This window comes from Pseudomonas sp. GW821-FHT05D12, from assembly GCF_059419825.1.
Map to the genome: position 1 here is coordinate 1 of NZ_JBWKSN010000011.1, position 12,667 is coordinate 12,667.

General features: G+C 59.5%; 14 protein-coding genes. 9 read left to right on the top strand and 5 right to left on the bottom strand.

Annotation, left to right across the window (positions count from 1 at the left end):
- Positions 1 to 311 precede the first annotated feature (311 nt).
- Positions 312 to 1,511, bottom strand: coding sequence for a tyrosine--tRNA ligase (gene tyrS / locus AC07SI_RS20345; protein WP_065904579.1), 1,200 nt, complete (start codon positions 1,509 to 1,511; stop codon positions 312 to 314).
- Between the two features lie 209 nt (positions 1,512 to 1,720).
- Here tyrS and AC07SI_RS20350 point away from each other — a divergent pair, with 209 nt between their 5' ends.
- A complete protein-coding gene (locus tag AC07SI_RS20350) occupies positions 1,721 to 3,139 on the top strand; it encodes a peptidoglycan DD-metalloendopeptidase family protein (protein ID WP_495006400.1) in 1,419 nt (472 codons plus the stop codon).
- Between the two features lie 3 nt (positions 3,140 to 3,142).
- A complete protein-coding gene (locus AC07SI_RS20355) occupies positions 3,143 to 4,234 on the top strand; it encodes an anhydro-N-acetylmuramic acid kinase (protein ID WP_495006401.1) in 1,092 nt (363 codons plus the stop codon).
- An 80-nt stretch (positions 4,235 to 4,314) separates the two neighbouring features.
- On the opposite strand, the gene erpA is transcribed toward AC07SI_RS20355, so the two are convergent.
- The gene (gene erpA / locus AC07SI_RS20360) at positions 4,315 to 4,665 is read right to left on the bottom strand and encodes an iron-sulfur cluster insertion protein ErpA (protein ID WP_003176443.1); all 351 of its coding nucleotides are present in this window, start codon (positions 4,663 to 4,665) and stop codon (positions 4,315 to 4,317) included.
- A gap of 146 nt (positions 4,666 to 4,811) precedes the next feature.
- Positions 4,812 to 5,846, bottom strand: coding sequence for an N-acetyl-gamma-glutamyl-phosphate reductase (gene argC, locus AC07SI_RS20365; RefSeq protein ID WP_106802487.1), 1,035 nt, complete (start codon positions 5,844 to 5,846; stop codon positions 4,812 to 4,814).
- A gap of 136 nt (positions 5,847 to 5,982) precedes the next feature.
- Between argC and hemJ the strand changes: the two genes are divergently transcribed.
- The 6 genes from hemJ (at position 5,983) to coq7 (ending at position 10,451) form a co-directional block, all read left to right on the top strand.
- A complete protein-coding gene (hemJ, locus tag AC07SI_RS20370; protein ID WP_106802486.1) occupies positions 5,983 to 6,411 on the top strand; it encodes a protoporphyrinogen oxidase HemJ in 429 nt (142 codons plus the stop codon).
- A 24-nt stretch (positions 6,412 to 6,435) separates the two neighbouring features.
- Entirely contained in the window at positions 6,436 to 7,398 is a 963-nt protein-coding gene (locus AC07SI_RS20375) for an NAD(P)H-dependent flavin oxidoreductase (RefSeq protein WP_065904588.1), read from the top strand.
- 69 nt (positions 7,399 to 7,467) lie between these two features.
- Positions 7,468 to 8,430 carry a DUF805 domain-containing protein gene (locus AC07SI_RS20380; RefSeq protein WP_106802485.1) on the top strand — a complete coding sequence of 321 codons (963 nt, stop codon included), beginning with the start codon at positions 7,468 to 7,470 and terminating at the stop codon, positions 8,428 to 8,430.
- A 62-nt stretch (positions 8,431 to 8,492) separates the two neighbouring features.
- Positions 8,493 to 9,281 (top strand): SDR family NAD(P)-dependent oxidoreductase, encoded by a 789-nt coding sequence (locus tag AC07SI_RS20385; protein WP_065904592.1) that lies wholly within the window; start codon positions 8,493 to 8,495, stop codon positions 9,279 to 9,281.
- A 46-nt stretch (positions 9,282 to 9,327) separates the two neighbouring features.
- The gene (locus AC07SI_RS20390; protein ID WP_010206940.1) at positions 9,328 to 9,666 is read left to right on the top strand and encodes a histidine triad nucleotide-binding protein; all 339 of its coding nucleotides are present in this window, start codon (positions 9,328 to 9,330) and stop codon (positions 9,664 to 9,666) included.
- A 137-nt stretch (positions 9,667 to 9,803) separates the two neighbouring features.
- Positions 9,804 to 10,451: a 2-polyprenyl-3-methyl-6-methoxy-1,4-benzoquinone monooxygenase gene (gene coq7, locus AC07SI_RS20395; RefSeq protein ID WP_017138087.1), complete on the top strand. Its 648-nt coding sequence runs from the start codon at positions 9,804 to 9,806 to the stop codon at positions 10,449 to 10,451.
- A 72-nt stretch (positions 10,452 to 10,523) separates the two neighbouring features.
- Here coq7 and AC07SI_RS20400 read toward each other — a convergent pair whose 3' ends face one another.
- Positions 10,524 to 10,946, bottom strand: a complete 423-nt coding sequence (locus tag AC07SI_RS20400; protein ID WP_005792019.1) for an OsmC family protein — start codon at positions 10,944 to 10,946, stop codon at positions 10,524 to 10,526.
- Between the two features lie 248 nt (positions 10,947 to 11,194).
- Between AC07SI_RS20400 and crp the strand changes: the two genes are divergently transcribed.
- Complete coding sequence (crp, locus tag AC07SI_RS20405) at positions 11,195 to 11,839, top strand: cAMP-activated global transcriptional regulator CRP (RefSeq protein WP_065904593.1); 645 nt, start codon at positions 11,195 to 11,197, stop codon at positions 11,837 to 11,839.
- Here the strand turns inward: crp and AC07SI_RS20410 are convergent.
- Positions 11,836 to 12,531 carry a lipoate--protein ligase family protein gene (locus tag AC07SI_RS20410; RefSeq protein WP_495006402.1) on the bottom strand — a complete coding sequence of 232 codons (696 nt, stop codon included), beginning with the start codon at positions 12,529 to 12,531 and terminating at the stop codon, positions 11,836 to 11,838. The genes crp and AC07SI_RS20410 overlap by 4 nt on opposite strands.
- Between the last annotated feature and the right edge of the window lie 136 nt (positions 12,532 to 12,667).

The following is a 12,667-nucleotide window of genomic DNA, read 5'->3' on the forward strand; positions in this document are numbered from 1 at the left end:
CTTTCGAAGATTTCTTCAACAACTTCAACCACTTGCGCTTCCGATCTCTCGTTAGCGGGAGGCGAATTCTACAGCGTCACACGCTGCTGTCAACACCTCTTTTTCTCCGCTTTCGACCGAGAAGATCGAAACGTTAATAGAGCCAAACACCACTGCTCTACCAACTCCTTCTGGGCTTCGATGAACTGAAGCAAGTCGCTGCCGAATCTCGCGTAACTCTTTGTTTACCAAGGAGTTTTCCGTTTCGACTGCGCCGGAAGTGGGGCGAATTATAGACAGATATAATTCGCCGTCAACACTTAATTTCAGGTTTATTCGGATTTGAGCGTAATACGCGCAAATGCCTTCTTCCCGGCCTGGCAGACGTGGGTAGCGCCCAGCGCGTATATAAAGGTGCGATCGACAACCTCACCATCTATACGCACACCACCGGAGCCCAGGAGGTCACGCGCAACCGCCGAGTTCTTGACCAGGCCTGCCTTATTAAGCACAGCAGCAATCGGCATCGCCTCAGCGGCAGACAGCTCAATCTCCGGCAGATCATCCGGCAGCTCGCCATCCTTCATGCGATTGCCCGCCGCGCGATGCGCACTGGCCGCTGCCTCTTCACCATGGAAGCGCGCAACGATCTCTTCAGCCAGCTTGATCTTGACGTCACGCGGATTGGCGCCCGCCTCGACATCGGCGCGCAGGGCATTGATCTCATCCATGGAGCGGAAGCTCAACAGCTCGAAGTAGCGCCACATCAGCGCGTCGGGAATGGAAACCAGCTTGCCGTACATCACGCCCGGCGCTTCCTGGATGCCGACATAGTTGCCCAGGGACTTGGACATCTTCTTGACGCCATCCAACCCTTCCAGCAACGGCATGGTCAGAATGCACTGGGCCTCCTGCCCATAAGCACGCTGCAGTTCACGCCCCATCAACAGGTTGAACTTCTGGTCAGTGCCGCCCAACTCAACGTCAGCACGCAACGCTACCGAGTCATAGCCCTGAACCAGCGGATATAGGAACTCATGAATGGCGATCGGCTGATTTGTCGAGTAACGCTTGTCGAAGTCATCGCGCTCAAGCATGCGCGCCACGGTGTACTGGGAGGTCAAGCGAATGAAATCCGCCGGACCCATCTGATCCATCCAGGTGGAGTTGAACGCCACCTCGGTTTTCGCCGGATCGAGAATCTTGAACACCTGAGTCTTGTAGGTCTCGGCATTGTCGAGAACCTGCTCGCGCGTCAGCGGCGGACGCGTTGCACTCTTGCCGCTCGGATCACCGATCATCCCGGTGAAGTCACCTATAAGGAAGATGACCTGGTGCCCCAGTTCCTGGAACTGGCGCAGCTTATTAATAAGCACGGTATGCCCCAGGTGCAGATCCGGCGCCGTCGGATCAAAGCCAGCCTTGATACGCAGGGGCTGGCCACGCTTGAGCTTTTCGATCAGCTCGGCCTCGACCAACAGTTCTTCCGCACCACGTTTTATCAGCGCTAGCTGCTCTTCAACCGACTTCATAACAGACCCGCAAGGCTCAGATTCAAAAGGGAACCAACCATACAAGATCAGGGACTAATTACAAGTTTTGCCCTGCGCACGGACACCGTTCAGCAAGCCCAGCGTTCGCGAGCTTGCGCCACAGATGATTTGGTTATATTTTATACAGTTATTTCATCTTCATCATGTCATTCATCTTTTCCATTTCATCTTCAAAGTCAAAATTACTTATGACCACAGAACCGTCTAAAGCGCCGCCGCTTTACCCGAAGACCCACCTGCTCGCAGCAAGTGGTATCGCCGCCCTTCTCAGCCTGGCACTCCTGGTATTCCCTTCCAGTGACGTAGAAGCCAAACGAACATCCCTGAGCCTTGACCTGGAAAGCCCGGTTGAACAACTCACACAAGATCAAGACGCTTCCGACGCACAACAAGCCACAAATGCGCCAACCGAATCGCCGTTCGCACAGATAGAAAGCAGCCCCGAAGACACCCAGCAGGCAACCCAGGACCAGCCTGCACCGGCTGCCGACGCGGCCAAGAACCCTCTGCACCGCGAAGTGATCGTGACCAAGGGCGACACCCTGTCGACCCTGTTCGGGAAAGTCGGCCTCCCTGCCACTACCGTTAACGAGGTACTGGCCAGCGACAAACAAGCCAAGCAATTCACCCAGCTCAAACATGGCCAAAAGCTTGAATTTGAATTCACTCCCGATGGCCAGCTGAACAACCTGCACAGCAATGTCAGCGACCTTGAAAGCATCACCCTGACCAAGGGTGCCAAAGGCTTCGCCTTCAACCGCATTACCACCAAGCCGGTGATGCGCTCCGCCTACGTCCACGGCGTGATCAACAGCTCGCTGTCACAATCCGCCGCGCGCGCTGGCTTGTCCCATAGCATGACCATGGACATGGCCAGCGTGTTTGGCTACGACATCGACTTCGCTCAGGACATCCGCCAGGGCGACGAATTCGACGTGATCTACGAGCAGAAAGTCGCCAACGGCAAAGTGGTCGGTACCGGCAATATTCTCTCCGCGCGCTTCACCAACCGCGGCAAGACCTACACCGCCGTGCGCTACACCAACAAGCAAGGCAACAGCAGCTACTACACCGCCGATGGCAATAGCATGCGCAAGGCCTTCATCCGCACCCCGGTAGACTTCGCTCGTATTAGCTCGCGTTTCTCCATGGGTCGCAAGCATCCAATTCTGAACAAAATTCGCGCTCACAAGGGCGTGGACTACGCAGCCCCGCGCGGCACGCCCATCAAGGCAGCCGGTGACGGCAAAGTGCTGCTGGCCGGACGTCGCGGCGGTTACGGCAATACCGTGATCATCCAGCACGGCAATACCTACCGCACGCTGTATGGCCACATGCAGGGCTTCGCCAAGGGCGTGTCGACCGGCAGTAATGTCAAGCAAGGCCAGGTCATCGGCTACATCGGCACCACCGGCCTGTCGACCGGCCCGCACTTGCACTACGAGTTCCAGGTGAATGGCGTGCACGTCGATCCACTGGGCCAGAAACTGCCAATGGCCGACCCGATCGCCAAGGCCGAGCGCGCACGCTTCCTGCAACAAAGCCAGCCGCTGATGGCGCGCATGGACCAGGAGCGCTCCACCCTGCTCGCCTCGGCGAAGCGCTAAGCCATGCCACGCTATATAGGTGTGATGTCCGGGACCAGCCTTGATGGCCTGGACATAGCCCTGATCGAACAAGACCCGGCGATCAAACTGATCGCCACGCACTACATCCCCATGCCCAGCGCACTGCGCACCGAGCTGCTGGGTCTTTGCGCCAGCGGCCCGGATGAGATAGCGCGCTCGGCCATCGCCCAGCAGCACTGGGTAGAACTCGCCGCGCAAGGCATTCACGCCTTGCTCGAGCAGCAAAACCTCAAGCCCCAGGACATCCGCGCGATTGGCAGCCATGGCCAGACCATCCGCCACGAACCCGCTCGGGGTTTTACGGTGCAGATTGGCAACCCTGCTCTACTCACAGAGCTGACAGGCATCACGGTTGTCAGTGACTTTCGCAGCCGCGATGTGGCTGCCGGCGGCCAGGGCGCGCCATTGGTGCCCGCGTTTCATGAGGCATTGTTTGGTGAACGCACCGGCAACCGTGCCGTATTGAATGTGGGAGGCTTCAGCAATCTCAGCCTGATCGAGACCGGCAAGCCTGTCGCCGGTTTCGACTGCGGCCCGGGCAACGTCTTGTTGGACGCCTGGATTCACCTGCAGCGCGGCGAACACTTTGATCGCGACGGCCAGTGGTCTGCCAGCGGCAAGGTAGAACCCCAACTGCTCAACGCGCTGCTGGCCGATCCCTTCTTTCAGACCCAAGGCCCGAAAAGCACCGGGCGCGAAGTGTTCAACCTCGAGTGGCTGCAACGACACCTCGCACGCTTGCCCGTGTTCGAGCCCCAAAATGTCCAGGCTACCCTGCTGGAACTGACGACCCAGACTATCGTCGAGTCCTTGCAGGCTGCACAGGCCCAGACAGAGACGCTGCTGGTCTGTGGCGGCGGCGCCCACAATGGCACACTGATGAAGCGGCTGGCCGCGCTGCTCCCTGCGACCCAGGTCAGCAGTACTGCCACTTTCGGCGTAGACCCCGACTGGGTCGAAGCGATGGCCTTCGCCTGGCTGGCCCATTGTTGCCTGGCAGGCATTGCCGCCAACCGCCCGAGCGTCACCGGTGCACGCGGACTACGGGTACTGGGTGCCATTTACCCCGCGTAACAATACCCAGACAGCAAAACGCCGCTTGGCCGATCAAAGCCAAGCGGCGTTTTTGTATCCGTTGCAGACCAGGACGTCGATCAGATCGAGAACGAAGACCCGCAACCACAGGTAGTGGTAGCGTTAGGGTTCTTGATCACGAAACGCGACCCCTCCAGACCTTCCTGGTAATCCACCTCGGCACCTGCCAGGTATTGGAAGCTCATCGGATCCACGACCAGGCTCACGCCCTCGCGCTCGACGATGGTGTCGTCATCGGCCACATCTTCATCGAAGGTAAAACCGTACTGAAACCCTGAACAACCGCCGCCCGTAACGAATACGCGCAGCTTCAAGCGATCATTACCCTCTTCATCGACCAGGCTCTTCACCTTGTGCGCAGCACCGTGGGTGAATTGCAAAGCCGTGGGGGTGAAGGATTCAACGCTCATGCTGATAATCTCCCGGCGTAGCGCCGCCATATGCGTAATGGCCGGCATTATCCGCTTCTCCTAGAAAAGCGGTCAACTATTATGGGAGCAGTGGCAAGCTTCAAGCCATGAGCTTCAAGCTTGCCACCTACACCTTGAAGCTGTTTTTAAGGCAGCATGCCCGCGTGGGACAAGCCCAGCTTCTCATCCAGGCCAAACAGGATGTTCATGTTCTGCACCGCCTGGCCCGACGCGCCCTTGACCAGGTTGTCGATCACCGACAGCACCACGACCAGATCGCCATCCTGAGGACGGTGCACGGCAATCCGGCAAACGTTGGCGCCGCGCACGCTGCGGGTTTCCGGGTGGCTGCCGGCTGGCATCACGTCGACGAACGGTTCATTGGCGTAGCGCTTTTCAAACAATGCCTGCAGATCCACCGACCGATCGACCACGGTTGCGTAGAGTGTGGAGTGAATGCCACGGATCATCGGCGTCAGATGCGGCACGAAAGTCAGGCCCACCTCCTTACCTGCGGCACGGCGCAGCCCTTGGCGGATTTCCGGCAGATGGCGATGCCCTTTTACCGCGTATGCCTTCATGCTTTCCGACGTCTCGGAGTACAGCGAACCCACAGCCGCACCACGACCGGCGCCACTCACACCCGACTTGCAGTCCGCGATCAGGCGCGAAGCATCCGCCAGGCCCGCTTCCAGCAATGGCAGGAAACCCAACTGCGTGGCGGTCGGATAGCACCCCGGTACCGCGATCAGCCGCGCTTGCTTGATCTGCTCACGATTGACTTCCGGCAGACCGTAGACCGCTTCCTCCAGCAATTGCGGCGCACCGTGGGGCTGGCCGTACCACTTGGCCCACTCATCGGCGTCCTGCAGGCGAAAGTCCGCCGACAAGTCGATCACCTTGGTGCCCGCAGCCAGCAATTCGCCAGCCAACGCGTGAGCAACGCCGTGAGGAGTGGCAAAGAACACCACATCGCAGGCGCCCAGTGTCTTGATGTCCGGAACGCTGAACGCCAGGCCGTCATAGTGGCCGCGCAGGTTCGGGTACATATCGGCCACGGCCAGTCCGGCCTCGGATCGGGAAGTGATGACCACCACCTCAGCTTGCGGATGCTGAGCCAACAGACGCAGCAATTCGACACCGGTGTAACCCGTGCCGCCGACGATACCGACCTTGACCATAAACCTGCCCTCAACGAACCCACTGGAAAGCCGTCGATAATAGGGGCCGTATCGTCCTGCGACAACCGTCAACGTGACGTACGGGCGCATGAGCCACTACTATCTTCAGTTACCGTGAACCTGGGAATAACTAGAAATGCTCTATCTATGGATCAAAGCCTTCCACATCGTCAGCATCGTCTGCTGGTTTGCCGGGTTGTTCTACCTGCCACGCCTGTTTGTCTACCACGCCCAAAGCGAAGACACCGTCAGCAAGGAACGCTTCAGCATCATGGAGCGCAAGCTCTACCGCGGCATCATGGGCCCGGCGATGGTCGCCAGCCTGGTATTCGGCATCTGGCTGATTGCGCTCAACCCTGCGATCTTTAAATCCGGCGCCTGGATCCACGCCAAGCTCACCCTGGTGGTGTTGCTGATCGGCTACCACCACATGTGCGGCGCGCAGGTAAAACGCTTCGCCCGTGGCGAAAACACCCGCAGCCATGTCTTTTATCGCTGGTTCAATGAAGTGCCCGTTCTGATATTGCTGGCTATCGTAATTTTGGTCGTGGTCAAACCGTTCTAATTTCAATTACTAGGGGTACCTCCAATGTCGCTGCCCGCTTTGCTTGAACAACGTCTGCGCCTGCCGGTCGTCGCTGCGCCGATGTTTCTGATTTCCAACCCCCAGCTGGTCCTGGCGTGCTGTCGCAACGGGGTGGTCGGCAGCTTTCCGGCGCTCAATCAGCGCGAGAGCAGCGGCTTCAAGGCTTGGCTGGAGGAAATCGAAGCGGGCCTGGCGCAGTTGGACAATCCCGCGCCGTATGCCGTCAACCTGATCGTGCATAACAGCAACCCACGGCTTGAGGCTGACCTGGCGATCTGCGTCGAGCACAAGGTGCCCATCGTCATCACCAGCCTCGGTGCAGTGAAGGAGCTGGTGGATGCCGTCCACAGCTACGGCGGCTTGGTATTCCACGATGTCACGACCCGGCGCCATGCCGAAAAGGCCGCTGAAGCCGGCGTGGATGGCTTGATTGCCGTAGCCGCCGGAGCCGGTGGTCATGCTGGCACCTGGAGCCCATTCGCACTGATCGCCGAGATTCGCCAGTTCTTCGACAAGACCCTGCTGCTAGCCGGCTGCCTCAACCATGGACATGAAATCCTCGCGGCCCAGTTGCTGGGCGCAGACCTGGCGTATTTCGGCACGCGCTTTATCGGCACCACCGAAAGCCACGCCCCGGATGCCTATAAAGAGATGCTGCTCACATCGCGCGCCGCCGACATCGTGCACACTCCCGCTGTCTCCGGCGTGCCTGCCAGCTTCATGCGCCAGAGCCTGGAAAACGCCGGTTTCGACCTGGCTGCGCTGCAAGGCAAGGGCGAAGTCAACTTCGGCTCCAAGCTCAAGCCGTTGAGCGACGAAGCGAAAGCCTGGAAGACGGTATGGTCTGCCGGCCAGGGTGTCGGCGAGATTGACGATTTGCCCAGCGTCGATGAACTCGTTGCCCGCCTGGATGCCGAATACCGCAAGGCGCGCGAGCAGGCGGCACAATTGCGCTGGCCACGCTGAACCCATCGCAAGGCCTGCCCATCCGGCAAGCCTGCACCACCTCCCTGAACAAGTGACAAGGAAGCCCGCATGAGCGACAACCGTTTCAAGATTGTGTTTGATGGAGCCTTGCTCCCGGGTGTCGAAAGCACCACGGCCAAACTGAACCTGGCCGAGCTGTTCAAGAGTGAAGTCGAAGCCATCGAGAAACTCTTCACTGGCCGCCCGGTTGCACTCAAACGCGATCTATCCCGTCCGGATGCCGAAACCTACCTCACTGCGCTGAAAAACGCCGGGGTGGATGCGCGCATCGAACCCGAACAACCAGTGGCCTTCAGCCTCGCCGAAACCCACGAGACGGAGTCCTCCAACACTGATTACTCGCGACCGGCGGCCTCACCTTACGCCCCGCCACGCGCCACCGTGGGCGATGACCTGCCGGAATACGCCACCCTCAAGGTCTTCACCATCCATGGGCGCATTGGCCGTCTGCGGTATCTGGCCTGGACGCTGGTACTGACTCTCGCGCTGCTGGTGGCTGGCGGCATTATCAGCACCGTCAGTTTCGCGGTAGCCACGGCCTCGCCAGTATTGGGCACCCTCATTGGCGTGGTGCTCGGCCTGGCACTGTTCGTTGCGCTGGTGTGGGTCAGCGTGCAAATCGGTGTGCAGCGCCTGCACGACCTGGGATGGTCCGGCTGGCTGTACTTTCTCAACCTCGTACCGCTGGTGAACAGCGTCTTCCCGATCCTGCTGCTGGTATTGCCAGGTAATGCGGGCGCCAACCAATACGGCGCACCGCCTCCGCGCAACTCCACGGCGGTAAAAGTCCTCGCCACGTTGTGGCTGGCGTTTATCCCGGTGGTGCTGGCCATCGTCGTCACGCTGGGCATGAACGGTTACCTGGACCAGCTCGAAGCCAACATGGACAGCAGCTACGAAAGCAGCTCCATCACCTCCGATGACGACGCCGATCAAGCCGCCACTGTCGAGGAAGACGACGCGCAAAGTGCTGACGAAGCGGCCGAACCTGTAGACTCTCCAGAACAGTAAAGAAACGCCCGCCGCCTGTGATGCCTCCGTCACAGGCCGGGGGCGTTGCGATGGAGAAAGGCATGACCCGTTACGCTCTGATCACCGGTGCCTCCAGCGGCATCGGCCTGGCCTTGGCCGAAGCCCTTGCCCGTCGCGGCCGCAGCTTGATTCTGGTGGCCCGCCAGCGTGATCAGTTGGAAAGCATTGCAATCGAATTGACTCAACGCTTTGGCGTCGAAGTGCTGTTTCGCGCCTGCGACCTGGGCGAGCCACTGCGCTTGTCCGGGTTCCTGCTGGAGCTGGAAGAAGGCGAGCGGCAGATCGATTTACTGGTGAACTGCGCCGGCATCGGCACCAGCGGCCCATTCCTGGCCCAGGACTGGATGACCGAGCAGGACCTGATCGAAGTCAACATCCTGGCCCTGACCCGCATGTGTCACGCCCTTGGCAATGCCATGGCGTTGCATGGCGGCGGGCAGATCCTCAACGTTGCCTCGGTCGCGGCGTTCCAACCCGGCCCGTGGATGAGCAGCTATTACGCCAGCAAAGCCTATGTACTGCACTTCTCCGAAGGACTGCGTGAAGAACTCAAGACCTGCGGCATCAAGGTTTCGGTACTCTGCCCGGGCCCGACGCGTACCGCGTTCTACGGCACCGCGCAAATGGACACGGCCAAGCTCGAGGGCAGCGACAAGCTGATGAGCCCGGAAGAAGTGGCGCTTTATACCGTGCGTGCGCTGGAAAAGAACAAAGCCATCATCATTCCCGGCCGACGCAACCGCTGGATCGCCTTCAGCCCGCGTTTCAGCCCGCGCTGGCTCACCCGCAAGATTGCCGGGGCCATCAACAAGGCCTATTGCCCGCGCTGATTGCCTGAGTACACTCACCCTGCACTTTCATAATGGAGAAACAGCTGTGGATACTCTGTTCACCAAGATCATCAACAGAGAAATACCCGCGGATATCATCTACGAAGATGATCAAGTCCTTGCCTTCAAGGACATCCACCCGGCAGCCCCCGTGCATTTCCTGGTGATCCCGAAGAAACACATTCCCACCCTCAACGACCTGACTGAGGAAGACAAAGCCCTGGCTGGCCATATTCTGTTCACTGCCCAGCGCCTGGCGGTGGAACAAGGCTGCGAAGAAGGCTTCCGGGTGGTGATGAACTGCAACCCGAAAGGCGGACAGACCGTTTATCACATCCATATGCATGTGCTGGGTCAGCGCCAGATGAACTGGCCGCCGGGCTGATTCCCCGTTGGAGCTTGCGACTGCTTCGTAGTCGAACGGCAGCAAGCTCCCTCGCCACAAGGGCAAATTGACTCAGCGCAAACGCTCCCCCCTCTCTTGCGGTAAACTGGCCGCCGAGATTCTTCCCGGAGGTCAGCATGACTACCCAACGTCACTACTCGCCGATTGATCGCCTGTTGCTGCAAGCCGACATGGCCATGCGCACGCTGCTGCCTTTCAGCGGCCAACCGTATCGCCCGTCGCCCGCCATCGTGCAGCCCGATGCACAGATGAGCGAGACCGATACCCGCCATGTCGCTGGCCTGATGCGTATCAACCATACCGGTGAAGTCTGTGCCCAGGCGCTGTATCAAGGCCAGGCCTTGACCGCCAAGTTGCCGCAGGTGCGTGCAGCCATGGAGCATGCGGCCGAGGAAGAAATCGACCACCTGGCCTGGTGCGAGCAACGCATCCGCCAGTTGGGGAGCCACCCCAGCGTGCTGAACCCGCTGTTTTATGGCTTGTCGTTTGGCATCGGCGCCGCCGCAGGGCTGATCAGCGACAAGGTCAGCCTGGGTTTTGTCGCAGCAACCGAACATCAGGTGTGCAAGCACCTGGATGAACACCTTGAGCAACTGCCGGCCGAAGACGAAAAGTCGCGGGCGATTCTCGAACAAATGCGCATCGACGAAGAGCACCACGCCGAAAGCGCGCTGGATGCCGGCGGCTTTCGTTTCCCGGCTCCGGTGCGGTTTGGCATGAGCGTGCTGGCCAAGGTCATGACCAAAAGCACGTATCGGATCTGAATACAGCAAGCCTGAGTCGCAAAAAAAGGGCGCTTTCAAAGCGCCCTTTCTTTTTGCCAGCAGATTGTGCGATCAACCCAGCTCGATGATTTCGTAATCATGGGTGATGGCCACACCGGCCGCGCCCAGCATGATCGACGCCGAGCAGTACTTCTCTGCCGACAGCTCGATGGCCCGCTTGACCTGGGCTTCCTTCAGCGCCCGCCCCTTGACCACAAAGTGCATGTGGATCTTGGTGAACACCTTGGGATCTTCAGTGGCGCGCTCGGCTTCCAGGAACGCTTCGCAGCTTTCCACGGCCTGGCGGGACTTCTTCAGGATACTGACCACGTCGAAATTGCTGCAACCGCCTACACCCAGCAGGAGCATTTCCATCGGGCGTACGCCCAGGTTACGGCCACCGGCTTCCGGCGGGCCATCCATGACCACCACATGGCCACTGCCCGACTCACCGAGGAACATGGCTTCGCCCGCCCATTGGATGCGTGCCTTCATCGCCCAGACTCCACTGCTAAAAAAGGGTCGCCAGCTTAGCACAGGGGCTGATCACGGCAGTGTTTCCCATGAAAGCGATCAATAGCAGGGTTTCCCGGCTAATTTGGCTAATAGAGACAGAATGTGTCTGGTAAGCTGGCGCCAACTCAATGGCGCATTGCCATCCTTTGTACAGCGTGTATCAATGCCGATACCGCTGGTATAAAAACAAATCCATCTACACCGTGCAGTCTTTTCGGGATACAACCATGGTTGCTCTTACTCCCATACCCAAGATCAAGAATCTCGACAAGCTGCTGATGCACTGCCAGCGCCGGCGCTATCCGGCCAAGCACAACATCATCTGCGCGGGCGAGCGCTCCGAAACGCTGTTCTTCATTATCAAAGGCTCGGTCACCATCCTGATCGAGGATGAAGACGGCCGTGAAATGATCATCGCCTACCTGAACACCGGGGATTTCTTTGGGGAGCTGGGGCTGTTTGAACAGGCCGGCAAGGAGCAGGAGCGCAGTGCCTGGGTGCGCGCCAAGGTCGAATGCGAAGTGGCCGAGATAAGTTACGCCAAATTTCGCGAACTGGCCCAGCACGATCCCGACATTCTCTACGCCCTCAGCGGGCAAATCGCCCAGCGTCTGCGTGACACCACGCGCAAGGTCGGCGACCTGGCGTTCTTTGATGTCACCGGCCGCGTGGCGCGCTGCCTGTTGGAGTTGTGCAAGCAGCCCGACGCCATGACCCATCCCGACGGCATGCAGATCAAAGTCACGCGCCAGGAAATCGGGCGCATTGTCGGCTGTTCACGGGAGATGGTCGGACGGGTGCTCAAGGACCTCGAAGAGCGCAACCTGGTGCACGTCAAAGGCAAGACGATGGTGGTGTTCGGTACCCGTTAAACCGGCAGGAAGCTGGCCAGCATCTGACGGTACAACGTGTCGAGCCGGCTGATGGCGTCCGGCGCGGCGAAGGCTTCGTGCAGGGCGATATGGCTGTCGGCACGCACCCGCTGCTCAAGGCCACACGCCTGGTTGAAGCGATTGACCGCCGCGATCAACTCATCGCGGTCGTTTTCCAGCAACAGCGCACCGTGCACCAACCCCACCGGACGACCGCCGACTTGTCGCCAGCGCTGCGCAGTGCCGACCATCTTGCGACCGTTGAGGTTGACGTTATAGCGACCGTCACAAAACGCCCCGTCGATTTCACCGACCGAGGCGTCACCGCCCAACTCGATCAACAGATCGCAGATCGGCTGGCATAAACGCTGGTAACCGGTTTCGATGCGGCCTTGGTCGCCTTCGCTACGCGGGGGGGCGTAGACCAGGGCAATATTCACCGTGGCACTCGACTGCGGCACCGGCTCGCCGCCGGTTTCGCGCAGCAATACCGGCCAACCGGCGTCCGCCGAGACCTGGCTGGCGGTTTCGAATGCCGGCAGCCGACTCAAGCGGCGGGGCATTACCAGGGCTTGGTCGCTGGGTTGCCAGAACAATAGGCCGAATTCCTGCTCACCCGCGCAAACGGCCGCCAGGAGGTCTTGCTCAGCGGCAAGACCTGCTTGGACAGTCATCGACATTGGCTTGGTCATCGAACACTTACCTCTCTGGATCAGCACAGAACCAAATGTGGGAGCTGGCTTGCCTGCGATGCAGGCACCTCGGTGTATCTATATCACCAAGGTGACGCTATCGCAGGCAAGCCAGCTCCCACAAAAGCCAGCCCCC